Annotated in this window: 23 protein-coding genes; 11 read left to right on the top strand and 12 right to left on the bottom strand. The window is 53.5% G+C overall.

Annotated features, from left to right (window positions below; genetic code table 11):
* Positions 1 to 8: 8 nt before the first annotated feature.
* Genes D568_RS0100610 through D568_RS0100600 form a run of 3 tightly spaced genes read right to left on the bottom strand, consistent with a single transcriptional unit; the run spans position 9 to position 2,836 of the window.
* Entirely contained in the window at positions 9 to 812 is an 804-nt protein-coding gene (locus D568_RS0100610; protein WP_020207611.1) for an SDR family NAD(P)-dependent oxidoreductase, read from the bottom strand.
* A 21-nt stretch (positions 813 to 833) separates the two neighbouring features.
* Positions 834 to 1,823 carry a zinc-dependent alcohol dehydrogenase family protein gene (locus D568_RS0100605; RefSeq protein WP_026286756.1) on the bottom strand — a complete coding sequence of 330 codons (990 nt, stop codon included), beginning with the start codon at positions 1,821 to 1,823 and terminating at the stop codon, positions 834 to 836.
* A 32-nt stretch (positions 1,824 to 1,855) separates the two neighbouring features.
* A complete protein-coding gene (locus D568_RS0100600; protein ID WP_020207609.1) occupies positions 1,856 to 2,836 on the bottom strand; it encodes a TIGR03571 family LLM class oxidoreductase in 981 nt (326 codons plus the stop codon).
* 112 nt (positions 2,837 to 2,948) lie between these two features.
* Between D568_RS0100600 and D568_RS0100595 the strand changes: the two genes are divergently transcribed.
* A complete protein-coding gene (locus D568_RS0100595) occupies positions 2,949 to 3,857 on the top strand; it encodes a LysR family transcriptional regulator (protein WP_020207608.1) in 909 nt (302 codons plus the stop codon).
* 15 nt (positions 3,858 to 3,872) lie between these two features.
* Here the strand turns inward: D568_RS0100595 and D568_RS0100590 are convergent, their stop codons facing one another.
* From D568_RS0100590 to D568_RS0100565, 6 genes are all read right to left on the bottom strand, one after another.
* The gene (locus D568_RS0100590) at positions 3,873 to 4,298 is read right to left on the bottom strand and encodes an FKBP-type peptidyl-prolyl cis-trans isomerase (protein ID WP_020207607.1); all 426 of its coding nucleotides are present in this window, start codon (positions 4,296 to 4,298) and stop codon (positions 3,873 to 3,875) included.
* A gap of 43 nt (positions 4,299 to 4,341) precedes the next feature.
* A complete protein-coding gene (locus tag D568_RS0100585) occupies positions 4,342 to 4,758 on the bottom strand; it encodes a DUF488 domain-containing protein (RefSeq protein WP_020207606.1) in 417 nt (138 codons plus the stop codon).
* Between the two features lie 23 nt (positions 4,759 to 4,781).
* Positions 4,782 to 6,233, bottom strand: a complete 1,452-nt coding sequence (locus D568_RS0100580; protein WP_026286755.1) for a sodium:solute symporter family protein — start codon at positions 6,231 to 6,233, stop codon at positions 4,782 to 4,784.
* Positions 6,234 to 6,340: 107 nt separating this feature from the next.
* Positions 6,341 to 6,730 (bottom strand): RidA family protein, encoded by a 390-nt coding sequence (locus D568_RS0100575; protein ID WP_020207604.1) that lies wholly within the window; start codon positions 6,728 to 6,730, stop codon positions 6,341 to 6,343.
* A 16-nt stretch (positions 6,731 to 6,746) separates the two neighbouring features.
* On the bottom strand, positions 6,747 to 8,180 hold the full coding sequence (locus D568_RS0100570) for an N-acyl-D-amino-acid deacylase family protein (protein ID WP_026286754.1): 1,434 nt from the start codon (positions 8,178 to 8,180) through the stop codon (positions 6,747 to 6,749).
* A gap of 37 nt (positions 8,181 to 8,217) precedes the next feature.
* Positions 8,218 to 9,084, bottom strand: coding sequence for a MurR/RpiR family transcriptional regulator (locus D568_RS0100565; RefSeq protein ID WP_020207601.1), 867 nt, complete (start codon positions 9,082 to 9,084; stop codon positions 8,218 to 8,220).
* Between the two features lie 148 nt (positions 9,085 to 9,232).
* Here D568_RS0100565 and D568_RS0100560 point away from each other — a divergent pair, with 148 nt between their 5' ends.
* Genes D568_RS0100560 through D568_RS0100550 form a run of 3 tightly spaced genes read left to right on the top strand, consistent with a single transcriptional unit; the run spans position 9,233 to position 13,805 of the window.
* Complete coding sequence (locus D568_RS0100560) at positions 9,233 to 10,474, top strand: amino acid deaminase (protein ID WP_020207600.1); 1,242 nt, start codon at positions 9,233 to 9,235, stop codon at positions 10,472 to 10,474.
* A gap of 14 nt (positions 10,475 to 10,488) precedes the next feature.
* A complete protein-coding gene (locus D568_RS0100555; protein WP_020207599.1) occupies positions 10,489 to 12,864 on the top strand; it encodes a beta-N-acetylhexosaminidase in 2,376 nt (791 codons plus the stop codon).
* A gap of 14 nt (positions 12,865 to 12,878) precedes the next feature.
* The gene (locus D568_RS0100550; protein WP_020207598.1) at positions 12,879 to 13,805 is read left to right on the top strand and encodes an SMP-30/gluconolactonase/LRE family protein; all 927 of its coding nucleotides are present in this window, start codon (positions 12,879 to 12,881) and stop codon (positions 13,803 to 13,805) included.
* 203 nt (positions 13,806 to 14,008) lie between these two features.
* Here D568_RS0100550 and D568_RS0100545 read toward each other — a convergent pair whose 3' ends face one another.
* Entirely contained in the window at positions 14,009 to 14,218 is a 210-nt protein-coding gene (locus tag D568_RS0100545) for a helix-turn-helix domain-containing protein (RefSeq protein WP_020207597.1), read from the bottom strand.
* Between the two features lie 92 nt (positions 14,219 to 14,310).
* Between D568_RS0100545 and gmk the strand changes: the two genes are divergently transcribed.
* The 4 genes from gmk (at position 14,311) to D568_RS0100525 (ending at position 17,989) form a co-directional block, all read left to right on the top strand.
* Positions 14,311 to 14,928, top strand: coding sequence for a guanylate kinase (gmk, locus tag D568_RS0100540; RefSeq protein WP_020207596.1), 618 nt, complete (start codon positions 14,311 to 14,313; stop codon positions 14,926 to 14,928).
* Positions 14,929 to 15,096: 168 nt separating this feature from the next.
* Positions 15,097 to 15,354 (top strand): DNA-directed RNA polymerase subunit omega, encoded by a 258-nt coding sequence (gene rpoZ / locus D568_RS0100535; protein WP_020207595.1) that lies wholly within the window; start codon positions 15,097 to 15,099, stop codon positions 15,352 to 15,354.
* Positions 15,355 to 15,389: 35 nt separating this feature from the next.
* Positions 15,390 to 17,504: a RelA/SpoT family protein gene (locus D568_RS0100530; protein WP_020207594.1), complete on the top strand. Its 2,115-nt coding sequence runs from the start codon at positions 15,390 to 15,392 to the stop codon at positions 17,502 to 17,504.
* A gap of 95 nt (positions 17,505 to 17,599) precedes the next feature.
* Positions 17,600 to 17,989, top strand: a complete 390-nt coding sequence (locus D568_RS0100525) for a RidA family protein (RefSeq protein WP_020207593.1) — start codon at positions 17,600 to 17,602, stop codon at positions 17,987 to 17,989.
* Here the strand turns inward: D568_RS0100525 and D568_RS0100520 are convergent.
* Positions 17,970 to 18,794 (bottom strand): SDR family oxidoreductase, encoded by an 825-nt coding sequence (locus tag D568_RS0100520; protein WP_020207592.1) that lies wholly within the window; start codon positions 18,792 to 18,794, stop codon positions 17,970 to 17,972. The two genes, D568_RS0100525 and D568_RS0100520, sit on opposite strands and share 20 nt — an antisense overlap.
* A gap of 44 nt (positions 18,795 to 18,838) precedes the next feature.
* Here D568_RS0100520 and D568_RS0100515 point away from each other — a divergent pair, with 44 nt between their 5' ends.
* The 3 genes from D568_RS0100515 (at position 18,839) to D568_RS0100505 (ending at position 23,492) form a co-directional block, all read left to right on the top strand.
* Complete coding sequence (locus D568_RS0100515) at positions 18,839 to 19,774, top strand: hydrogen peroxide-inducible genes activator (protein WP_020207591.1); 936 nt, start codon at positions 18,839 to 18,841, stop codon at positions 19,772 to 19,774.
* Between the two features lie 10 nt (positions 19,775 to 19,784).
* Positions 19,785 to 21,872, top strand: a complete 2,088-nt coding sequence (recG, locus tag D568_RS0100510) for an ATP-dependent DNA helicase RecG (protein WP_020207590.1) — start codon at positions 19,785 to 19,787, stop codon at positions 21,870 to 21,872.
* 219 nt (positions 21,873 to 22,091) lie between these two features.
* Complete coding sequence (locus tag D568_RS0100505; RefSeq protein ID WP_020207589.1) at positions 22,092 to 23,492, top strand: HDOD domain-containing protein; 1,401 nt, start codon at positions 22,092 to 22,094, stop codon at positions 23,490 to 23,492.
* 42 nt (positions 23,493 to 23,534) lie between these two features.
* On the opposite strand, the gene D568_RS18740 is transcribed toward D568_RS0100505, so the two are convergent.
* A complete protein-coding gene (locus tag D568_RS18740) occupies positions 23,535 to 24,794 on the bottom strand; it encodes a dicarboxylate/amino acid:cation symporter (RefSeq protein ID WP_040515952.1) in 1,260 nt (419 codons plus the stop codon).
* Between the last annotated feature and the right edge of the window lie 14 nt (positions 24,795 to 24,808).

Below are 24,808 nucleotides of genomic sequence, written 5' to 3'. Positions count from 1 at the left end.
CGAAGCCTTTACCCTTGATTGAGAACTTTCTGTAGTGCGGCTATGACTAAAAAACTCTTTCGTTCATCAAGCGCATCGTTGTGAGGCGGCGAAAAGTCGCCTTGATCATTATCGAAATACAAGCCCGATGCCTGAGAAAAACTATCGCCGAGCGCGGCCTTAATGAGGATATCAGCACCCTTTGCCAAATCGTGTCCGGCCACACCAAACCCTTCACGCACCATTTTACTGGCCAGCAGCGAACCGGGGTTTACCGCAATAATCGCAGGCCCGTTGCCCTGCAACTCGTGAGCCATTTGACGCGACCAAATGGTTAGCGCGAGCTTGCTTTGCGCGTAAGCAGAAAAATCATCTTGCAGGTGTACTTCACCTAACAGCGCCTTAACATTCACTGGCGCTTGGGCGGCCGATACTACATTGACCACACGCCCGTCCGATGACATTAGCGGCAATAGCGATTGTGTTAATAGGTAGGGTGCCAAGGTATTGACCACAAACCGAATATCCTGCGCTTTGCTGTTTAACGGCTGGGAGGTTTTGTAAACTCCGGCATTGTTGATCACCACATCAAGCCGGGAATGACATTGATTAAGCTCGCCCGCCAATGCTTTTACCTGGTCTAAATCGGAAAAGTCCGCCACATAGGTTTCAACAACACCCGCGCCCAACTCAAATAGCGTTTGGGCCACTTGCTGAAGCTTGCTTGCGTTGCGCCCGTGGACCCATAGCTGATGTCCCTGTGCGGCCAGTTTTTTTGCGGTTAATAAACCAATGCCATCCGTGGCACCGGTAATTAAAATAGTTTTTGTCATTGTGCACTCCTGCGCTAATCGTTACGCGATGCTAATTACGACCTTTCCCATACCCTGACCGCTTTCGGCGTAGTCGTGCGCAGCCCCGGTATTTTCCAAGGTAAATTGTTGTTCCGTCAGCACAGGTGTAAGGCTGTCCGATTCGGCGATCTCAGCGACCTGTTGTAAAATCTGACCATGCACTTCCCGCCCGGTGTTATGCAGCATGGGCAGCAGCATAAAAACCACGTGCAAAGTTGCGCCTTTGATGTGCGCCATCGTCAAATCAATGGCAGACATGGTTGAAGTTGTGGCTATCTGTCCATTTAACCCAATCGCTTGAAATGAGTTTAGTAAGTTTGCTTCGCCTACTGTGTCGTAAATAACGTCAAACCCATTGCCGTCCGTATATTGATTAACATATTCGTCGACGCTTTCGGTTTTATAGTTAATGCCGGTAGCGCCTAATGAGGCAATCAATTCGAGTTGTTTATCGCCTCCGCCCGTAGCATAAACATCAGCGCCCATGTGTTTGGCGAGTTGCACGGCGATATGACCCACACCGCCCGAGCCACCATGCACAAGCACTTTGCTTCCGGCTTTAACTCCAGCGCGGGTTAGGCCCTCATACGCCGTAATGCTTACCAGAGGTAAAGCGGCGGCTTCTTGCATACTTAAGTTCTTCGGTTTTTTAGCCATTAAGCGTGCATCAGCACTGATGTATTCAGCCAGGGTGCCGGGCAGATCGGCCAAGCCTCCGGCGCAGCCGTACACTTCGTCACCCACAGCAAAATGGGTAACGCCTTCGCCTACAGCCTCGACAGTACCGGCGAAATCCATACCTAAAATTGCAGGCAAAGCGGGTGCGAAAGGTAAGTCTTCACCGGCGCTGCGAATTTTGTAATCCACCGGGTTAACGCTGGTGGCCGCAATTTTTACCAGCACCTGGCCTGCCTTAACCTGAGGCTTTGCTACCTCGCTCGCGGTAAAATGTTTGCTGCTGCCATATTCGTTGAGTGTCATCGCTTTCATGGGGTCATCCTCATGTGAAAAATAATTAAACATTAATGGATTTCATTGGTGGGAAATTCTTGCAAAATCTCGCGCGCAATTTTTTCAAGTGTCGGCTCGATGGGTGCCTGGTTAAAGCGTAAATTAAGCGCAACATGATTGACGCCAATAGCCTGCAAACGGTGTAAGTGCTCTCGCAAGTATCGGCTGCCTACCCGCAGTCCCAGGTGTATTGGCGCGGGCGGAGCATCCGGATCAGGCAGCAAATCGATATACAATGGCTGCATGACCGGTTGCGCCGAACGCCCGAACGCCTTCACTCGCGCTCGCCACTTATTGATAATCACCTGCTGTTGCTCGATGGCGCGCGGGTACAACATCCAGCCGTCACCATGTTGCGCAAGCCATTGGGGTGATTGCTGGCTGCCGCCCGTCAACAGCAGCGGCACTTGCCCCGCAACTGGCTTGGGTAAGAGCTCCAGCTCAGGACTGACGTTGCCATAGTGGTTATTTACCTGAGCGGGGTTTTGCCACAGGCTTTGGATATAAGAAATGGCATCGCGAAAACGTTCGCCCCGGCTGTCAAATGACTTATTCAAGGCAGGGTACTCTTCAGGTCGATCTCCGGACGCCACCCCCATTAACACACGGCCCTGACTGAGCACATCAGCGCTGGCCGCCGCCTTCGCCACATGAGCGGGATGACGCAGGGGCAGCACAATGCTGGAAACGCCCAGGGCGATTTGCGATGTGCGCGCCGCAAGAAAACCCAAATACACAAAGGGGTCAAACGCCTGCCCTGCGTCGCCAAAGGACGGCACATTAAACGGCACGTCACGCAACCACACGGCGGTAAAGCCCAGGGATTCGGCCAGCCGCACCCGGTCAATATGTGGCTGCATACTCGGCACAGATGTCTGCGCGTAGCGCTCAAGCGGCGCCACCAGCCCCACGGTTAACCGCGCAGGCTTGAACACGCGATTGTAGGCGTGATTGAGTTCAGCAAAAGAGCTGGCATTGATGGGCGTATTCACGGCTTACACTTCCTAAGTTCTGTTTTCCACATAGGAACAGTGTATTTGCCACCCAATGCAATGATAATATCGATTAAAACACAATGACTTTATATTTTTGGTTGAAAATACGATGAATATTGACCACCTGCGCCTATTCGTTAGAGTTGCCAGCACCCACAACATCAGCCAGGCCGGCGAAGAACAAAACCTATCGCCTGCGGTGGCCAGTAGTTACATCAATAAGCTGGAAAAAAGCGTGGGAACCCGACTGGTGCATCGCACCACACGGCACGTTTCGCTGACCGAAGACGGAGAGGCCTTTCTACCTCATGCGGAAGATGTGCTGGCAAGCGTGGAGGCTGCACAGGCATCGGTGGGCATCGGCAACCACTCCCCGGCCGGCACCCTGCGCCTGACCGCACCGGCCTCCTTTGGACGTATGCATTTAATGCCGCAAATGAAAGGGTTTATGCAGGCCTACCCCAACCTCACCCTAGACTGCCGCTTTTCTGATTCTATTGTGGATTTGGTTGAAGGCGGTTTCGACATTGCCATCCGCAACGCAGAACTTAAAAGCTCCAGCTTAATTGCGCGCAAACTAGCGCCGGATAATCGCATACTTTGCGCCTCACCCGATTACTTGGCAGAGTACGGCACCCCGCAAACACCGCAAGAACTTACCGACCACCACTGCCTGACGCTTACCGGTCTGGATACTTGGTCATTCTCAGGCCCAGCAGGTAACCAAGTTATTAAAGTGAAGAGCCGCCTGCGCACCGACAACGGCGAAGCCGTGCGCGACGCCTGCGCACTGGGCCTGGGCATCACCATCAACTCCACCTGGAGTGCCTATCAACACCTGCAGCAAGGAAGCTTGATACACATTCTGCAAGACTACCCACTGGTGTCTAACACAGCCCTTTGGGCGGTGTACCCAAGTTCACGCCAGCTGGCGCCGAAGGTGCGAGCCTTTATTGATTATTTCGCGGCGGTGTTTACTGACCACCCCTATTGGGACAGGCTCAGCAAGACACCGTAAATTCTTCAAAATAAATTAAAACCGTACTTTCATTAATCTTAAATCAAAAATCAGCACGGCATTGGGACCAATTTTATTGCCCACGCCTTTCTTACCCCAGGCTAAATCCGGCGGCACCACGAACTCGTAGCGCGCTCCCTCTTGCATCAACTGCAGGCCTTCGCGAATGCCGGGAATGGCTTCTTTCATGCTGAACTCGTCGGGCATGCCTTCTTTGTAAGTGTCGCCGATGACTTTACCACCCACCAACTGAATGCGCTGATTCACTTCAACGCTGTCCGCTTCGGTGGGGGTCATGCCGTCACCCTCCTCGATCACCCGATATAACAAGCCACTGGCGGTTTCCTGTACACCGTCTTTTTGACGGTATTTATCCATGAAGCTGTCGCTTGCCGCACGATTCTGGCCCGAGGAGCCTTTGTTGAGTTTCTTCTTTGCCATACCCGTTTTCTGTCATCAAAACGGGCATTTTACCATGGACAGGTTAGTGCTTTTGGTAGCACACCGCAGAGGCGGGCTCACTTTGGTCGGCAGCGTCTTCGACTTCCAGCGCATCCAGCAAGGCACGGCGTAGTACCGGCAAGTGGGAGTGTTCAGGCTCGCGGCTGGCCGTCAGCAAAGTGACGGTGCCTTGGCGCGCGGCCCGCAGAAGTGGCAAAAGTGTTTCGGGGGCTTTGTCCAACTGGTGGCGATAGGCGTGGCTGAAGGCATCCTCTGTGAGTTCGCCGCGGTGCCAGCAGCGGCGTAAGTCGCTTGAGGGAGAGGCCTCTTTGTACCAGTCATCCATGGGCACATCGTCTTTGCTCTGGCCGCGAGGCCAGAGCCGATCCACCAGAATACGGGTGCCATCGGACGAATCGGCCTGCTGGTAAATGCGTTTAAAGCGTATGTCGTAGCTCATGCCTACAGGCTACTCTTTCACGCTTACAATTCAACTCCTTCCATGGCGCGGCGCTCGTCGTCCAGCACTTTAAGCGCTTGCTCGGGGGTTAAGCGGCTGGGCTTGCTCACGAGTGACACCACCACCCCGGCGACCAATGCGCTAAGCACCGCCGGTATTACCGGGTTACCCCAAAACTCTTTAAAAAAGTTCACCACAATCAGCGAAGCAATAGAGGCGGCCAGCAACGAGGCAATTGCACCCGGCGCGTTGTAGCGCGGCCAAAAGCGCCCCAACAACCCACACACAAACAAACCCGCCATAACTGTGGAAATCATGGTGGTGATGTAGCTAATAACGTCGTTTGAAAGTAGCGCAAACGTGAGCGCGATGGCGATGACCAACACCAGCGACAGGCGCGAATACTGAATGACTTTGTCGCGCGGAGGCATTTTGCCGGTAACGAGAATGTAAATATCGCGCAGCAACACAGCCACCCCGGCAATGGCATCTGAGCTGGCGGATGACATAGTCGCCGACAAGCCGGCAATTAGCACCACAACCCCTACCGCCAGGGGTAAAACCTCAACCGCTAAAAACGGAAAGGCGAAGTTGCGGTTGTCCAACTCAGGGCTTAAGGCGTAAGCGCCCATACCGATAATGGCAGGCACGCACGAAAACAACAGGTACAAACTACCAGAGGTATAAAACGATTTGCGCACCGAAGCGACATCGTGAGAGGAATAAATACGCTGGCGAAACGAGGGCGTGGCCAGTACACCCACCGCCACCACCAACGCCAGTGACAGAGCGTGCAAACCGCCGATGGACTCAATCGCCAAGAGTGAAACATTTTCAGCTGGCTGCGCCGCCATCAGTGCACTCCAACCTCCGGCGGCATCCACCGCCAACACCGCCATTAAAATAAAACCGATAAATAAAACAATGGCCTGTAACGTATCTGTCCACACCACGGCGTTGTAACCACCGATAACCACATAAATGGCAAAGCTGATGGCGATAATGACTTTCGCCAGTTGCAAATCAATGTCCGCAATCCAGGCCAGGTACAACCCGCCCCCCAGAATATGCGCCCCTAACCAGCCGATACTGGCAATAAAAATCAGCAGCGCGACAATATTTTTTACCCAGCGATTAGCGCCTACGTAGTAAGACAACTCTTCGCTCATGGTCATAAACTCAAGTTTTCGTACTGGCGCAAACCACAATCCCAGTAACAAAATGCCGATAGCGCCACCAACGCCATACAGCATACCGCCCCAGCCATTGGCGTAACCAAAACCCACTGCGCCCATGGATGAACCAGTGCCCACCATGGTCGCCACTGTGGTGCCAATGGTTAAGAAAACCGGCAGGCCACGACCGGCCAGCAAAAAATCTTCGCCGCTTTTATTGTTGCGCGATACATACCAGCTTAAAGCGATCAGAAAAACGATGTAGGCGGTGAGTGCGGTTAAAAACAGACTGGCGTTCATAAGCAAATTTATTGTAATAAAAAAAGTAACGTGTTTAACAAGTGACTTTAGCGTCGAAAAGGTTGCCAGAAACTTCACAGAGCACTGGCAACATTTTTCTGTCGGGCTTACTCAGGCTTTTTGTAGCACACCACACCCACTTCGACTTTGCAGTCCACCACCAAGTCACACACCGAACAGATGCGCGCGGGCGGGTGTTCGCCAAAGTTTTCTTTAAACACTTTATTAAAAGATTGGAAGTAACGGGCATCGGTCAAAATAACCGTCAGATGCACCACATCTTCTTTGCCGTAACCGGCGTTTTTCATAATTTTCAAGCAGTTGTCGATCGCCAACTGCGATTGCTCAACCACTGAGCCCTCAACCACTTCGCCGTCTAACATGGGCGTTTGCCCTGACACATACAACCAACCGGCCGCTTCAGTCGCCATTGAGAACGGCAGGTGCTGACCACCAGTACCTACACTGCCTTCGGCGCCATAACGTTTAATACTCACAATTACTTACTCCTACTCAAGATTGTCGATACAAAAATTGCCCGGCGCGGCCGGTTTGGGTCGCGCCTGGCTGATAACTTAAGACCCCGTTCACCCACACCTTTTCGATGCCTTCGGCGGCCTGGCGCGGTTTGATAAAGGTGGCACTGTCGATAACACGCTCGGCATCAAACAACACCAAGTCGGCGCAATAGCCCTCGCGAATTAAACCGCGGTTGTGCAAGCGAAATTCCCCGGCCGATAAGCCCGTCATTTTGTGCACGGCCATTGGCAGAGAGAGCGCGCCTTTTTCGCGGCAGTAGTGGCCTAAAACCCGGGGGAAAGCGCCCCATAAACGCGGGTGCGGGTGGGGGTCATTAGGTAAGCCGTCAGAGCCGATCATCGACTTGGGATAGCTAACAATGTTTTCCACATCGTCTTCACTCATGCAGTAATACACCGCACCGGCAGGCATTAATCGCCGCGCCGCATCCATCAGGCTTACCTTCCAATCGTTGGCGATGTCGGCCAGATAGCGCTCGGCTTGCTCGCCATGGGGTTCAGACCAGGTAATAAAAATAGCCGTTTCATCGGTGACTTGAGCTAAATCGAGTGTGCTGGAGCTGGCCGCGTAGGGGTAGCAGTCACAAGCCACATGTTGCGATAAAGCCGCCTGCTCAAGATGCTGTAAAAGTTCGCCACTGCGGCCCCAGTTTCCTTTGCCCGCACACTTTAAATGAGAGATCACCAACGGCACTTTCCCGCTGCGTGCAGTCAGAAATGCTTCGTTCATTGCCTCGACAATGCCGTCAAACTCTGTGCGAAGGTGGGTGGTGTAAACCGCCTCTGCTGCGCCCAGTTCTTTAACCAGCGCAATGACTTCGTCGGTGCTGGATTGCTTGGCGCTGCCATAGGCAAGTCCCGAACTCATGCCGAGCGCCCCATCTTTGAGGGCACCGCGCAAATCACTGCACATGGCCTCTAACTCGGTAGTGGTAGCGCTGCGCTGCAAATCATCCATGTGGTTGTTGCGGATAGCGGTGTGCCCCACCAACGCCCCCACATTCACCGAGGGTGATGCTTGCGCAACGGCCTCGGCATACTGAGAAAAGCGTGGGTAGCAAAAAGCGGCTTGATCACCTAACAGGTTAAGCGGGTCTGGCGGGTCACCGGCAAGCACCGCGGGGCTGGCACTGATACCACAATTTCCGACGATCACCGTGGTCACACCCTGGCTGATTTTTTCCAGCATGTGGGGGTTGTGAATAACGTTAAGGTCGTCGTGGGTGTGCACGTCGATAAAACCCGGCGCCAGCCAAAGCCCCTTCGCATCAATAACGTCGGTGGCCTGGTCGTCGAGGGCATCGGCAATTGCAACGATGACTCCGTCTTTTATTCCGATGTCGGCAAGGTAAGCAGGTGCGCCACTGCCATCAATTATGCGCGCTTTGCGAATCAGGGTGTCGAACAAAACTTCTACCTCTACACCCTGTTTACCGCGACAAAGGTTAGTCGCCTAATGGCAGACGATCATCCCCTTGTTTGTGGTTATCCAGAGTGTGCTTAATGCGCCGGAGTGTTTCCCGACTTTTACGTTTGTGCCTTACGGCCAACTCCATAACCAATACATCAATTGCGGCCATCATGACGTAACGCGATGCACTGGGTTTAAAAATATAATCCGTTTCTATAGGCTCCATTGGCACCAGATAATCAGCCGCAGCAGCCAAAGGCGAGCCTTCGGTGGTTATCGCAATTACCGCTGCGCCATATTCCTGGGCAATTTCGGCCGCCTCTTGCACATCGGGGCTGTACCCCCCGGCCGATAGCACGATGACAACATCGGTGGTATCCACCGCTGCCGCCGCCATCCGCATCAGCATAGGGTCGGAATAGGCCGAGGCGGTAAACCCCAAACGGAAAAGGCGGTATTGGCACTCCTGCGCCATGACAGTCGAGCCACCACCCACGCCAAAAATAAGAATTTGCCGCGCATTGGCCAAGGCATCGACTGCGGGCTCAACCACGTCATCCGTAACCAAACGCGCATTGTGATCAAGTGCGCTTTTAACCGCCTCATACACCGCGTGCAGCCCTGCTGGCTCTACGGGTGTTTCGGTATAAAACCTTTGCCCTACGGCCAGCGACTGTGCCAACCGCAATTTTAGGTCGCGTACATTTTTGCAATCCACAGCGCGGGCAAAGCGGGTTATGGTTGCCTCACTCACCTCAGCGCGCAATGCCAGCTCGCTGATACTGGCGTGGGAGGCGAACTCAATATCTTCCAGAATGACTCTGGCAATCTTTTGTTCAGCATCGCGCAATTGACCAAACAAGGCATTAATACGCGAGACGATATCCGGTTCGTGACTCACTGCCGGGCTCCTTTTCTATCATTACCATGACGCCCCGGCTCAAGCCTGCCAGGGCAGTGTAAATCATTTTGTTATATACTAACAAGCATTGACCAATGAAAACGTTATTTTCTATCATTGGCCCAAACTAAACTCCTTCAGGTGTTTCATGAACCAACAACAACCACTCAAACCCATCAGTGCTACTAAAGGTGCGGCCGTTTCGGATACGGAAGGAACGATGAGTTTACTGCACGAATCCGTCAGCCTGCCAGCGGCGGTGGTGTACCGCTCACGCCTGGCCAACAATGTGCGTTGGATGCAGAGCTTCGCCGACGCCCAAAACGTGAAGCTGGCACCGCATGGCAAAACCACCATGACACCGCAATTTTTTCAGCTACAACGAGAGGCTGGTGCCTGGGCCCAAACTCTGGCCAGTGCGCCGCAAGCCGTTGCTGCCGCCAATGCGGGTATCACACGTATCTTGATGGCGAACCAGTTAGTGGGCAAAGCCAATATGGCGTTAATTAGCCAGCTACTTGCCCGTGGCAATGTGGAATTTCATTGTCTGGTGGATAGCGCAGACAATATTAATGAGCTGGGCCGCTATTTTCATGGGCGCGGCCAGACCCTGAATGTACTGATCGAAGTGGGCGTGCCCGGCGGACGCTGCGGCTGTCGCAATGAGGCCGAAGCAGGCGAGCTGGCCGAGTTAATTGACCAGCATTCATCGCTGCGCTTAAGTGGTATTGAAACCTACGAAGGCGTTATCGGCGGCTCAGATGCGCCGCAAAAAATACGCGCTCATTTAGAGAAGGTCCGTGACCTGACATTAAACCTGCACAACCGCGGTTACTTCGGTGAACACAAGGCCATTCTTACCGGTGCAGGTTCGGCGTGGTACGACCTGGTCGCCGATGTATTTGGCTATGCCAATGCCGCTAAAGTGATTCCGGTAATTCGCCCCGGCTGTTATCTGATTCACGACAAAGGCATTTATATGGAAGCCCAGCAGCAGGTGCGCGAACGTCTTGGCGACGATTGCAGCGTCAGCGGAGATTTACAATCCGCGCTTGAGGTGTGGGCCTATGTGCAATCTCTGCCCGAGCCCGGCCTGGCGATTTTAACCCTAGGAAAACGCGACTGCGCTTTTGATGCAGGCCTGCCGCAACCAGCACTGCACTACCGCCCGGGCCAAAGCGCTCCTGACTCTGCACCACAAAGCTGGCAGGTTTTTCATATTATGGACCAGCACAGCGCTATGAAAATACCCGCCGATGCAGACATACAGGTAGGCGATATTATTGCGCTGTCCACCTCTCACCCCTGCCTTACCTTCGATAAGTGGCGCGAGCTGCACGTTATTGACGACGACTACACCATCGTGGCGCAAACCGAAACCTGCTTTTAACCGTACAACTTACTATGAAACTAAAGACTCTGCTTTTTTCTGTCGTGTTAGCGAGCGGCCTTGCCGCTGTGTCGCATGCCGACGACACCCCCAAAGCCAGCAATACACCTCTGCCTCTTATGCCCTGGCCCAGCTCGGTGCAACAGACGCAACACTCGCTGCCACTGACTGCCCTCCCACAGATAAACATAAGTGGGCACAGCAGCGAACAGCTGAAAAATGCAGTTGCACGATTTAAAGCGCAACTGGCTCAGCAAAATAATTTAGCCCAAGGCGAAGCGACAACAACCTTACACATTTCGGTAAAAGAGCCAAAAGCGGCGCTGTTAGAAACCGACGCTGAAGCCTATCAACTGGCCATTGACGCAGAAGGCATTCAGCTGAGCGCCAACACCACCATCGGCGCTATGCGTGGGCTGCAAACATTGCTACAGCTTGCCGCCCATAACACCGACTCATTACCGGGCGTTCGCATTGAGGATTCACCGCGTTTTGCGTGGCGAGGCCTGCTGCTGGACTCAGCGCGTCATTTCTTTTCGGTTGAGACCATCAAGCGACAACTGGACGGTATGGCGGCGGCAAAACTGAACGTGTTTCACTGGCACTTAACCGATGACCAGGGCTGGCGCTTCGAATCCAAAACCTACCCTAAACTGCAGCAAAGTAATGCAGACGGACACTTTTACACACAGTCACAAATGAAAGAGGTGATCGCCTACGCTGCCGCCCGGGGAATTTATGTACTGCCTGAAATAGACATGCCCGGGCACGCCAGCGCTATCGCCGTTGCCTACCCCGAGCTTATGTCGGCCCCTGGCCCCTACCAGCACGAAGACCGCTGGGGCGTACACAAGCCACTGCTGAATCCAGCCAACCCGGAGGTCTATATTTTTGCAGAAAAAATATTAACCGAAGTGGCCGAGCTGTTTCCCTTCCCCTATGTTCATATCGGTGGCGACGAAGTAGACCCGGAACACTGGGAAAGCAACGCCGATATCCAGGCGTTCGTCAAAGCCAACAACCTCACCGACAGCTACGCCTTGCACACTTATTTTAATCAGCGTTTGGCCGACATACTCGGCGCGTTAAATCGTAAGATGATTGGCTGGGATGAAGTGCTGCATGCCGGTTTACCTCAGGGCACCGTGGTGCAATCCTGGCAGGGGCCAGATGCGCTTGGGCGCGCAATCAACATGGGCTACCCGGCTTTGCTGTCCACCGGTTTTTATCTAGACCAGCCCCAGTACGCCAGTTATCACTACCGTGTACGTTTACTGCCCGAGCCAATAACGATTGCCACTACGCCAGCCGACAAAGAAGCCTGGAGCAGTTGGGAGTTTTCGGCTCCTCGCAAACGCGGCAGCGCCATCAGTGGTACGTTAACCATTATTGGCGAGCGGGATTCGCTGCGCGGCTTTGTTGATTTTAAAAGCAAGTCTCGCCAAGTCCTGCGAAATATTCACTACCGCGATAACACCCTAAGCTTTGAGGTGGACACCTGGATGGGCCCCGTAAGCGCGACCCTGCAAACAAACAAAACGACGCTGTCGGGCACTTTTATTACCGGCAATGCGCCTTATGCGGTCACGGGCAGCAAAACCGCAGGCAGCACAATTAACGGCTCCTCAATTCCTGCGCCGGTAGCGAAAGATATCGTCAGCCCTGACAATGAGCACCTACTACTGGGTGGCGAAGCCGCTTTGTGGGCGGAAATTATCGATGAGAAAAGCATCGATTTACGGCTGTGGCCGCGCGCTTTTGTCGTTGCCGAAAGGCTTTGGTCGCCCGCAGACTTACGCGATGAACGCAACATGTACCAAAGGCTCGACAATGTCAGCCAGTGGGCAGCAGAATCGGTTGGACTCCAACATTTTATCGAGCAAAAAAACGCGCTCAAAAAACGCTACCCAGCACTGCCACTGCAGACACTACTGACGGCAAGCTCTGCCATGGAGCCGGCACATTACTACCACCGCCATCATGAAAAATCTGTCCACGAAACCTATTCGCGCCGCGACCCGCTGGACCGCTTTGTTGATAGCCTGCCCGCCGAAAGCAAAAGTGTTCGTGTTTTTAATAAAGACGTTAAACTCTGGCTGAAAAACACCAGCAACCAAAAGCTACAAAACAAAATTGTGGCTCAACTGCAAATGTGGCGCGATGCCGCCAAAGAACTGCACGCCGTCACCGAAAATCATCACGAGCTAAATCGGCTGTGCGCAAGCCTGCTGGCGGTGAGTGAAATCGGCCTACAGGAAGTTAAGCGTATTGCGAATAAAGCCCAGCGCCCCACCCCCAACAACCAAACCCTTAGCGATGCGCTTAACATTCAACATGAAGTCATCATCGCCGCCGCTTATGGAGTGCAAACACTCCGGCGCTATCCGTGAATAAAGGAACGATCATGAGGAAAAACCGAGTATTCCCCGCACTGTTAAGTCCGTTGGTGATTAGCTGCACGTTAAGCAGCGGCTTCACCCATGGGGCCAGCGAAGACTGGGTGGCCGAGCAAACCTTCACACAGGGCGTAGAAGGTCCTGTGGTGGGTCCCGACGGCACCCTGTACGCCGTGAATTTTGCAACAGAGGGAGCCATTGGTGCCGTAAAGGGAAAAAATTCCGCCTCTTTGTGGCTTACTTTGCCCGAGGGGAGTACCGGTAATGCCCTGCGCTTCTCTCCAGAGGGAAAAATGCTGGTAGCCGATTACTCGGCGCACAATATTTTATCGATTGATCCCGCCAGCAAAAATCTGAGCGTCCTGGCTCATAACGACCAGATGAATCAACCCAACGACATAGTCGTGGCTGATAACGGTTTAATTTACGCATCCGACCCCAATTGGGCCGATAACACAGGTAACCTTTGGCTGATAAAACCTGACGGTGTCACCGAGTTACTGGAAAGCGACATGGGCACCACCAATGGCATTGAACTCTCGCCCAACGGTCAAACCCTTTACGTCAACGAGAGCGTGCAACGAGTCGTCTGGGCTTACGACGTTAATACAGACGGTAGCGTAAGCAACAAACGCGAGTTTTTCCGTTTTTCCGATCACGGTATGGATGGGATGTCGACAGACACCGAAGGCAACGTGTACATCGCCCGCTATGGCGCGGGAACGATAGCGGTACTGACTCCATCGGGCTTGCTGCTAAAAGAAATCGAGTTAACAGGACAACACCCCACCAACATTACTTTCGGCGGGCCGGACGGCAAACGCGCATTTGTCACCATGCAAAAACGCGGCAATATAGAGTCTTTTATGAATGATTTGCCGGGCTCTGACTGGAGTAAGATGCAGGCAAAAAGTCAGGCAAAAACGCTTAAATAACTCAGTCGCACGTTTAGATCACAGGGTAAGCCACCATGAGGGTTGCCCTGTGATTTTAGGTTATACCTAGTTCACGTGCTTTACCGACCCGCGCTCAGTTCGGAGTGTTTTCAGTGCGGTGGTACTGACAGTCGGCATTGGAATGATGCGGAGGTGAGCGCGTATTCTTCGTGGCATCCTAACGGTAAAAAATTAGCCACTTTTTACAGCTGCTGTTCAACCGTCGCCACCATAGCAGCGATGCCTTCACCTTTTAGTTTTTCTATTAATGTCGCCAAGGCGTCCAGTTGTTGCTGCTCATACAAGCCATCGGCATCGGCAACCAGGCGACCTTTAGCCACCATGGTTTGCACAAAGGCTTCACTAACCTTCAGATAGTCGGCAGCTTGTGCGACGGTAAACCTGTTTGACATAAGGGCTCCTCGGGCCGGTGTTCGTAATCATTTAGCTTGTGCCATAATAACCGTTTTCAATGACTTACCCCATCTAAGAAACGGAAGCATTCATGAGCAAAGGCATTCTCTACACTGTCTCAGCGCCCTCTGGGGCCGGTAAAACCAGCTTGGTTAGCGCCCTAGTCAAGTCGAGCCCGGAAGTGTGCGTTTCCGTTTCGCACACCACCCGCCCAATGCGCCCGGGAGAGCAGTGCGGCGTCAACTACCATTTTGTAAGCCATGATGAATTCACTGGCATGCTGTCCGAGGGCGCGTTCTTAGAGCACGCTCAGGTATTCGGCAATCTTTATGGCACCTCACAAAAGTGGGTGGAAGACACCTTGAAAAGCGGTCTGGATGTCATTTTAGAGATTGATTGGCAGGGCGCCGCCCAGGTGCGCAAATTAATGCCCGAAACCGTCAGTCTCTTTATTCTGCCGCCATCGTTATCGGCTTTACGCCAGCGTTTGACCGGGCGAGGCCAGGATGATGAAAGTGTCATTGAGGCTCGCATGAATGAGGCAATCAGCGAAATCTCTCACTATGTAGAGGCCGATTACCTGATCATCAACGACGACTTTACCGTCGCTTTGGCCCAATTTCAGGCGCTGATCACCAGCCAACATTTACGCCAAAGCTCGCAATCCGAGCGCCACGCGCATCTTTTAACAGAATTGCTGGCGAAATAACGCAATGTAACCCGGTTGGCACTTCCACCCTTGGGCAATTTGTGTACAATAGCGCCCCCGCTCGCGACCGCCCTCACTGGCTCTTGGCGCCAATCTCGCGCATAATAGCCCCAAAGGCCGCGATTCTCGCGAGCTCCCGATTTTTTTCAGATCAGTAACGGACAACCTATGGCACGTATTACAGTTGAAGATTGCCTCGACCACGTCGACAACCGCTTTGAATTAGTGATGGTGGGCAGCAAACGCGCCCGTCAAATCGCCGTGGGCGGCAAAGAGCCCCATGTTCCTGAAGAGAACGACAAGCCTACCGTAATCGCTCTGCGCGAAATCGAAGAAGGTTTTATCGACGCCAGCATTTTGGCTGAACGCGACGAGCCGGCACCCACGCCGCAACTTGAAGAACCCAATTTCGACCCGCAAATATAATACCGCGCGCGCTTTAACCGGATCGGAGGAAGACTTTGTTAACCATTGAGGCACTGAGCCATCGGCTTTCGTCTTATTTGGAACCCCCTCAGATCGATCAGGTCAGGCGCGCCTATTTTTATGCCGAACAAGCCCACGACGGGCAAAAGCGTCGTTCGGGTGAAGACTATATTACTCACCCGCTAGCGGTCGCCGATATTCTCTCCGGCATGCACATGGACCACCAAAGTTTGATGGCCGCCATGCTGCACGATGTCATTGAAGACACCGGTATCCCCAAAAAAGCCATTTCCGCACAGTTTGGCGACACCGTAGCCGAGCTGGTTGATGGGGTGAGCAAGCTCACCCAGATTGAGTTCGAATCCCAGGCCGAGAAACAGGCTGAAAACTTCCAGAAGATGGCGCTCGCCATGGCCGATGACCTGCGGGTTATTCTAGTCAAATTGGCCGACCGGCTGCACAACATGCGTACCTTGGGCGCCATGCCGCCCCACAAAAAACGGCGCATTGCCAAAGAAACCTTAGAAATTTATGCCCCCATCGCCCATCGGCTGGGCATGAATGATCTGCGTCTGGAGTTTGAAGACCGCGGCTTTTACGCCATGCACCCCCTGCGGGCAACCCGAATGCAAGCGGCCTTAAAAACGGCGCGGGGCAACCGCAAAGAGCTGGTCGAACAGATTCAAACAGCCATTGAAAAACGCCTGGGGCGTGAGGCCTTAAACGCGGTCGTTATTGGTAGAGAAAAACACCTGTACAGCATTTATCAAAAAATGCGGCAGAAGAAAAAATTCTTTAAAGAAATCATGGACGTTTACGCTTTTCGCATTATTGTCGATAGCATAGACGCCTGTTACCGCACCCTTGGCGTTATCCATAATCTTTACAAGCCGGTGGCGGGGGAGTTTAAAGATTATATTGCCATCCCGAAAGCCAATGGCTATCAATCACTGCATACGGTATTGGTGGGCATGCACGGCGTTCCCATTGAGGTGCAAATTCGCACCAAAGAAATGGACGAAATGGCCAACACCGGTATTGCCGCGCATTTTTTGTATAAATCCAACAGCGACGATGCCCTCAGCAGCAGCCATAGTCGCGCCCGGCAATGGGTTCAGGGGCTGCTGGAGATGCAGCGTCGTGCGGGCGACTCCCTGGAATTTATTGAAAACGTTAAAATCGATCTGTTTCCAGATGAAGTGTATGTTTTCACCCCCAAAGGTCGGATTGTAGAGCTGCCCCACGGCGCTACCGCGATCGACTTTGCCTACGCCGTGCATACGGATATCGGCAACACTTGCGTCGCCTGCCGCATTAATGGACGCTTAGCGCCTTTATCGCAGCCCCTGCAAAGCGGGCAAAAAGTCACCATCATCACTGCGCCGGGCGCGCAGCCAAACCCTAACTGGCTCAATTTTTCAGTCTCGGGTAAGGCACGCAGTGCGATTCGCCACTTTTTGAAAAATCAGCGACACCACCACTCTGTAGCCCTGGGCAAAAAGATGCTAGGCCGCGCGCTGGCTGAAATTGAGGTGGATATCGATAACCTGAGCGAAGATCACGAACAAAAGCTACTCGCTGGCACCGGATTAAGCTCACTGGAAGCGGTATGTGAAGATATTGGCCTGGGAAATCGTATCGCTTACGCGGTGGCCAAATTGGTACAGCCCGATGCGAACATCACGCCCCCCGGTGGCAGTATCTACTCGCCGCTGACCATCGACAGCTCAGACGGCGTACTCATTACTTTCGCAAAATGCTGCCGCCCTATTCCAGGCGATCCAATCATCGGCCATATCAGTTCGGGTAAGGGCCTGGTGATTCATCAGGAAACCTGCCACAACCTCGCTGAAATCCGGCATAACCCGGAAAAGATCAACCATGTGAACTGGGCACCGACGGTCTCGGGTGAATTTTTAGTGGATATTCGCGTCGAGGTGGAGTCCGAACGCGGTATTATCGCCACCCTAGCAACACGCGTTACCGAACAAGGTGGCAACATCGAGCACATTCACGTCAACGAACGTGACGCACACAACAGCGTGATCAACCTGTGTATCGGTGTACAAAACCGCATTCACTTGGCCAATATTATGCGCCGCATTCGCAATTTAAGTTTTGTCATTCGCATCCAGCGGGCGAAGAACTAAGCCCTAGGGTGTATCCAGTTTCGCCACCTGCCTCAACTTGGCGAGTGGCCGAGCAAGGCGGTATACTCGGCCTCTTTTGGAAAGACGGAACCCTCATGCCCAATAAAGCTATCATCCACACAGATAACGCCCCCGAAGCGATCGGAACTTACTCGCAAGCAGTTAAGGTAAACGGCACGGTTTATCTGTCCGGCCAAATCCCCCTGATTCCCGAAACCATGGAAATGGTAAGCGGTGACTTTGCTGCCGAGGCTCATCAGGTATTTAAAAATTTGCAGGCGGTGTGTACCGAAGCGGGGGGTGGCTTACAAGATATTGTGAAGCTGAACATTTACCTGACCGACCTGGGTAACTTCCCTACCGTTAACGAGGTAATGGCGCAGTATTTCACTGAGCCCTACCCGGCTCGCGCCGCGATCGGTATCAGCCAATTACCGAAAGGGGCGCAGATTGAAGCCGACGGCATTATGGTGAGCGCGGGATAACCGAGGCAAATCCGGCTCTAAAATCCTGATACCTCAATGTATAACCGGTGGCCAACATGCGCCGGTTATCGACCCGTTTGTTCATATTATCGACAACCTCCGTCGGCGGAGTTGCCACCCCCATCTCACTGGCCAACCAACTCACCACCTCCGCTTTGGTGGGCGCCTCACCATCACTCACCAGGTAGAGCGGCAAGGGGTTTTCCATACGCAGAACCCAAGCCATAAATCCCGCACAATCATCCGCGTGAATTCGATTGGTAAAGGCAGGGGATGCCTTAGCGTTACCTTCGGCCACCGATTGCAGCAACCGGGTCCGGCCCGGCCCGTAAATACCCGCTAAACGCAGGGTTACCAATGGTAGCTTTGCATCGGCTAAAACCGATTCGGCTTCTAGTAAACGCGTTCCGTTATAGCGAGGTGGCGTCGCTAATGAGGTCTCATCCACCCACTGTCCGTCACTCTGGCCGTAAACCGCCGTGCTGCTGACCATGATTACCCGCGGCGAACGCCCTGCCAGCGCCCGCACCAACGCCTGGCAAGGCTCGACATAACCGTGTCGATATCCCTCATCGCTGCGAGCCGAAGGAGTGAGGGTAAGCACTATCGCGGCAAATTCTCTCGCCAACACGGAACGCATGGTGTTTTCGTCTGACGCATCTCCACGCAAGTAGTGGATACACTCAGCGCCCCTCAAGGGAGGCTTACGGCGCAAGCCGTACACCTCAAAATCATCACTTACCTGGTTGGCCAAACGCTCTCCCAGATCTCCACAGCCGATTATCAATAGTTTTTTTCTATCCATTTTGCTAGATTGCTACCCATCGTTCACTTAATGATTTGAAGCCCATGACTCTGACAGAATTGCGCTATATCGTCACCCTCGCCCAGGAGCAACACTTCGGCCGCGCAGCGGAACGCTGCTTCGTTAGTCAGCCCACCCTTAGCATTGCGGTCAAAAAGCTGGAAGAGGAATTGGGCGTGGCCCTTTTCGAGCGTTCTAAATCCCGTGTGTCCGCCACACCTCTGGGGGAAAAAATCGTCGCCCAGGCCAATTTGGTGCTAGAGCAAACATCCGCGATTAAAGATATCGCCAATGAAGGTAAAGATCAGCTATCCAGCCCGCTGGCTGTGGGGGCCATTTTTACCATTGGCCCCTATTTGCTGCCCTATTTTATTCCCGAGTTGCAAAAAGAAGCCTCCGCCATGCCCCTGTATGTAGAGGAAGGGTACACAGGCACCCTGCGTACCAAGCTACGCAAAGGCGAGCTGGACGTTATTATCGTCGCCCTGCCTTTTACAGAGGCGGATGTCGTTACCCAACCACTTTATGAAGAACCGTTTGTAGTGCTTCTGCGCAAAGACCACCCGCTAGCAGCCAACGAGACCGTTGACCCACGCGCGCTGGACGACGAAGAAGTCTTACTGCTGGGCGAGGGCCACTGCTTCCGCGATCAGGTACTCGAGACCTGTCCCAACCTGCAACCCTCGCTAGAAGCGGGTAAGGGCAAAGTGCGAACCGCGGCGGAAGGAAGCTCACTGGAAACTCTGCGTCACATGGTAGCCTCTGGCCTGGGCATCACCATACTGCCTGTCTCGGCAGCAAGCACCGCCGGTTACAGCGAGGACGTACTGGTAACCCGGCCGTTTAGCGGCCAAGGGCCGCAGCGCACAGTAGCTTTGGCCTGGCGAGCCAGCTTTCCGCGCTTCAAAGCCGTAGATGCCCTGCGCAGCGCGATTCGCCGTAGCCAGCGTGATAACCCGCTGATCGAGCTTGTAAATTAGGGGCTAAACCTTGGTCAAATCGGGCGACGGCCTCGCCACCCTACCTGTCAGCGCCCTCAAAGGCGTGGGGCCGGCGCTGCAAGGCAAGCTAGAAAAGCTGGGTATCTTCACGGTGCAGCAGCTGCTCTTTCACTTGCCGGGGCGCTACGCTGACCGCACTCGCGTTCTCCCCATCGGGGCTCTGCAGCCGTCAATAAGCGCCGTGGTGGAGGGTGACGTCCGCGCCGCGGATGTTGTGTATGGCAAGCGCCGCTCACTGCTGTGCCGAATTCAGGATGGCACAGGTACGCTGAGCTTACGCTTTTTTCATTTTAATGCTGCGCAAAAACAACGCTTGGTTGCGGGTGCAAAACTGCGCTGTTTTGGCGAAGCCAGGCGCGGTGCAAACGGGCTGGAAATGGTGCACCCTGAATACGAACTGCTGGATCAGACGCAGCCTACGCCTCTCGCGGGCAGCCTGACTCCTCACTATCCGACAACAGAGGGATTAACCCAGCCGCGCCTGCGAACCCTGACGCAACAGGCGCTGGAGCAATTGCAGTACACCCCCATTGAGGAGTTACTGCCCGAGCCAGTGCGCCGCCAGCTGCATCAGATCCCGCTGGCCGATGCACTGCGCCTGTTACACCAACCGCCGGCCGATGCCAACCTGCAACAGCTGGCGGACGGCATACACCCCTATCAGCAGCGCCTGGCCTTTGAAGAGCTGTTGGCCCAACAGCTGAGCATGTTGCAATTTCGCGCCAGGGCAAAACAACACAGAGCGCCCCCGCTCACTGACCAACAAAGGCTGGGCGAACAGCTGAAAGCACACTTACCTTTCTCGCTGACCCGGGCACAGGAGCGTGTTAACGCAGAGATCGCAACGGATCTCAACAAACGCGAGCCTATGCTGCGTCTGGTGCAGGGGGATGTCGGCTCAGGAAAAACCATCGTCGCGGCACTTGCTGCGCTAAGTGCCATAGCCTGTGGCAAACAGGCGGCGGTCATGGCGCCCACCGAAATTCTCGCCGAACAGCACCGCCTCAACTTCAGTGCCTGGCTCGCCCCTCTCGGCATCACGCCCGTTTTTCTCAGCGGTCGCATGCGGGCTAAAGAAAAACGTGAGGCCTTAGCGGCCATTGCCAGCGGTGAAGCGCAATTGGTGATCGGAACCCATGCGCTTTTTCAAGACGATGTCACCTTTGCAGATTTAGCCCTCGCGATTATCGATGAACAACACCGCTTCGGTGTTCATCAGCGTTTAGCGCTAAGCAATAAAGCACCACAGGGCTTCACGCCACATCAATTGATCATGACCGCAACGCCAATTCCACGCACCCTTGCCATGAGTGCTTATGCCGACTTGGATTGTTCCGTGATTGATGAACTGCCTCCCGGCCGCACCCCGGTCGCTACAGCGGTAATCGCGGACGATCGACGCGATCAAGTTATCCAGCGAGTGCGCGCTGCCTGCGCCTCGGGCCGTCAAGCGTACTGGGTGTGCACCTTAATTGAAGAATCTGAAGCCCTTGAAGCTCAAGCCGCCGAAGCCACCGCCGCCACCTTGCAGCAACAACTGCCGGGGCTTAATGTGGCCTTGGTACACGGACGTATGAAAGGCGCCGAGAAAGACGCCGTTATGAGTGATTTTAAAGCCGGAAACACCCAGCTATTGGTCGCCACTACGGTCATCGAAGTCGGCGTGGATGTGCCCAACGCCAGTCTGATGATTATTGAAAACCCCGAGCGCCTGGGGCTGTCACAGTTGCATCAATTGCGTGGCCGAGTGGGTCGAGGAGCAGCTGCCAGTGCCTGCGTATTACTGTACGGCTCGCCGTTATCGAAGCACGCCAAATCCCGCTTGCGAGTTATGCGCGAAAGCAACGATGGCTTTTATATTGCCGAACAAGACTTGGAACTGCGCGGCCCTGGCGAAGTGCTGGGCACGAAGCAAACAGGTGAGATGGAATTTCGCATTGCCGATCTTGCCCGCGATAGTCACCTTTTACCTGCCGTACGCGAGGCGGCCGAACTGATGGTAGCGCATTACCCCGAACAAGCCGCCGCAGTTGTAGAACGCTGGCTAGGTGGCCGTGAACAATATCTGGGGGCTTAAATGGGTGTTTAAAAAGAAACCAGCACTTTCCGGTTGCAACGGCATTTTTCCGAAAAATATGCACTAATTCACGTCAAGCGTAGTATTAAGCTCTATAAGCCACTATATTTACTGCTACTCTGCATAGAATGCCATTCACTTACCACCAGAACGAAACAAAACACGGTAAGAGACGACCCCAAAAATGGTCGCGCGGCTAGTTCACAGGAGATTTTTCACGTGCCAGTACCCACCAATGTCGAAACGTTACTCAGTAACCAGAATATTCGTTACGACCTGACCGCCACCCCCGTACAAGAAGGTAACTCACTCATCTGGCATGATGAGCACCTGCGCAGTGTCGGGGCAGCTCGCTCAATCCTGCTGCAAGATGATATTGGCCAGGTTCAAGTGGTGTTTTCAGCCGATAGCCTGCTCGACATCAGTGCTATTAATCATCACCTCAACCGCAACCTAAGAGCCGCAGGCGAGCAGGCCTTACAGAAATTTTACGACACTCATCAGTGTAACTCCGTACCGGCTTTACCTCAGGTAGCGGGCCTGCTCACCCTCGTTGACCAAAACTTGCTACAGCGCGATGACTTACTACTGGACTCGGGCGACGAGTCTCAACTGATTCGGGTGTTAGGGTCTGAGTTTCAACAAACGCTCACAGACGCCATTATTTGTGATATCACGATTCCCCTACCCCCGTTGGAAAGTGCGCCACCCAGCGCCAATCAAACCCAGCAGATCGAAAATGCCGTTCGTAATTTTACCAGTTTGCGAATTAAGCAGCGCCTTGAAGAAACGTTAGAGCTACCGCCGTTATCGGACACGGCACAACGTATTATTAAACTACGGGTGGATCCAAACGCAGACATTTCCGATTTAGCGCAAATTGTAGAAACAGACCCCAGCTTAGCGGCTCAAGTGGTCAGCTGGGCCGCCTCCCCTTATTATTCTGCCCCTGGCAAAATCAAATCCATACACGATGCCATTGTTCGCGTACTAGGCTTCGATATGGTACTCAACCTGGCCCTTGGTCTCGCGTTGGGCAAAACCATATCCTTACCCAAAGACGGCCCGGAGGGCGAGCTAAAATATTGGCAACAAGCGGTATATATGGCCGCCACTATTGAAGGGTTGGTAGCCGCCATACCCCGCGAACAACGCCCCAGTTTTGGCATGGCGTATTTAACAGGCCTGCTGCATAATTTCGGCGCACTGGTTATGGCCGAAGTTTTCCCTCCCTATTACTCACAGTACTGCCGTTTAAGCGAGGCCAATCCCCACGTCACTCCGCAGAGTATAGAGCGCCACCTTTTGGGTATTACCCGCGACCAGATTGCCAGTACATTAATGGAGTTGTGGAATATGCCCGATGAGGTCGTCATCGGTTTGCGCGAGCAGAACAATGCCCACTACCAAGGCGAACACTCTGCTTACGCGAAGCTGGTTTATATTGCAAACGCCCTATTGCGACAACAAGGAGTTATCATCGGGCCTAAAGTGGCTATCCCCGACTCACTGTTCAATGAGCTGGGTTTAAGCCGGGATAAAGCCGAAGCGGCCATACTTAATATTATTGAGTCCACCGAAGAGCTTGAACATATTGCTGGCGCCCTGTCACCTAACTAAAGGCTGACAGGGCGCACCTAAAACCGGCTTAGGCCGGTTTTTTTATTGGCGAACTTCCGCCATGTCAGCGTTATAAATATCAGGCTCAAGCAGGGCTTCACTTTTAGCAACCACTGTCGTCACTGTTGCGTCTCCTGTCACATTTACCGAAGTTCGCAACATATCCAGTAACCTGTCGACCCCGATAATCAGTGCAATCCCCTCTTCAATCGGTAAGCCCGCCTGCTGTAGCACCATGGTCAACGTCACCATACCAACCCCTGGCACCCCTGCCGTACCAATAGAGGCTAAGGTTGCTGTTAATACCACCATCAGATACCCGGTAAGACCCACATCAACGCCGTAGGCCTGCGCGATAAACACCGTCGCGACCCCCTGCATTATTGATGTACCGTCCATGTTGATGGTGGCGCCCAAAGGCAGAGTAAAAGAGGCCACTTTATTATCCACCCCCAGTTTTTTCTCTACAGTGCTGAGGGTGTAGGGCAAGGTCGCGTTGCTTGATGCTGTGCTGAAGGCAAACACTTGAACCGGATACATTTTGCGGAAAAACACCAGCGGATTCAGCCCGGCAAAAGCTTTTAGCAGCGCGGGGTACACGACAAAACACTGCAGCAGTAACACCCCGATAACCGTAAAGAAATAAAACAGTAAATCTTCAAACACCTCAAACCCCATACTGGCAAACAGCTTTGCCAACAAGCAAAACACACCATAAGGGGCCAGCTGCACCAGCATCAGAATCATTTGCATCACAACCTCATTGAGGTTGTTAAAAAAGCTGGCGACTGGCTTGCCTTTCTCACCCGTGCGGCTGATGGCGATACCAAAAAGCACCGCAAACACAATCACTTGTAACATGACCCCGTCGGCCATGGCTTGCACGGGGTTGGAGGGAAAGATATTGATAATAGTGTCTTTCAATGAAACGCTGAAGCTGGCATCAGCAACACCTGAAGCGGTCAGCCCGAGGCTTTTCCCAGGCCCCAACACACTGGCCACAGCAATCGCCAAGGTAATCGCTATAGCTGTAGTCAACACGTACAGGCCAATGGTTTTTGCCGCCATGGGCCCCATGCGACTCTGCGCCCCTAAAGAGGCCGTACCACACACCAGCGACACAAACACCAGGGGCACCACCAGAAGCTTCAGGGAGTTAACAAAGATGGTTCCAACGATATCGAATGCGCCGTGCACAATAAAACGATCCAGCCAGCCACCGGGCGTATAGACCAGGTTCAGCACCAGCCCAACAGCAATACCCAAAACCATTGCCAATAGAATTCGCTTCGTAAGAGTCACAGCCAACCTCCGCT

Source organism: Gilvimarinus chinensis DSM 19667, assembly GCF_000377745.1.
Taxonomy (GTDB): domain Bacteria; phylum Pseudomonadota; class Gammaproteobacteria; order Pseudomonadales; family Cellvibrionaceae; genus Gilvimarinus; species Gilvimarinus chinensis.
This window is presented reverse-complemented; position numbering and strand designations above follow the sequence as displayed.

Coding starts and splice junctions, on each gene's coding strand:
- D568_RS0100610 (WP_020207611.1), bottom strand. CDS start 812: ATGACAAAAACTATTTTAATTACCGGTGCCACGGATGGCATTGGTTTA.
- D568_RS0100605 (WP_026286756.1), bottom strand. CDS start 1,823: ATGAAAGCGATGACACTCAACGAATATGGCAGCAGCAAACATTTTACC.
- D568_RS0100595 (WP_020207608.1), top strand. CDS start 2,949: ATGAATATTGACCACCTGCGCCTATTCGTTAGAGTTGCCAGCACCCAC.
- D568_RS0100590 (WP_020207607.1), bottom strand. CDS start 4,298: ATGGCAAAGAAGAAACTCAACAAAGGCTCCTCGGGCCAGAATCGTGCG.
- D568_RS0100585 (WP_020207606.1), bottom strand. CDS start 4,758: ATGAGCTACGACATACGCTTTAAACGCATTTACCAGCAGGCCGATTCG.
- D568_RS0100580 (WP_026286755.1), bottom strand. CDS start 6,233: ATGAACGCCAGTCTGTTTTTAACCGCACTCACCGCCTACATCGTTTTT.
- D568_RS0100560 (WP_020207600.1), top strand. CDS start 9,233: ATGAACCAACAACAACCACTCAAACCCATCAGTGCTACTAAAGGTGCG.
- D568_RS0100555 (WP_020207599.1), top strand. CDS start 10,489: ATGAAACTAAAGACTCTGCTTTTTTCTGTCGTGTTAGCGAGCGGCCTT.
- D568_RS0100550 (WP_020207598.1), top strand. CDS start 12,879: ATGAGGAAAAACCGAGTATTCCCCGCACTGTTAAGTCCGTTGGTGATT.
- D568_RS0100545 (WP_020207597.1), bottom strand. CDS start 14,218: ATGTCAAACAGGTTTACCGTCGCACAAGCTGCCGACTATCTGAAGGTT.
- gmk (WP_020207596.1), top strand. CDS start 14,311: ATGAGCAAAGGCATTCTCTACACTGTCTCAGCGCCCTCTGGGGCCGGT.
- rpoZ (WP_020207595.1), top strand. CDS start 15,097: ATGGCACGTATTACAGTTGAAGATTGCCTCGACCACGTCGACAACCGC.
- D568_RS0100525 (WP_020207593.1), top strand. CDS start 17,600: ATGCCCAATAAAGCTATCATCCACACAGATAACGCCCCCGAAGCGATC.
- D568_RS0100520 (WP_020207592.1), bottom strand. CDS start 18,794: ATGGATAGAAAAAAACTATTGATAATCGGCTGTGGAGATCTGGGAGAG.
- D568_RS0100515 (WP_020207591.1), top strand. CDS start 18,839: ATGACTCTGACAGAATTGCGCTATATCGTCACCCTCGCCCAGGAGCAA.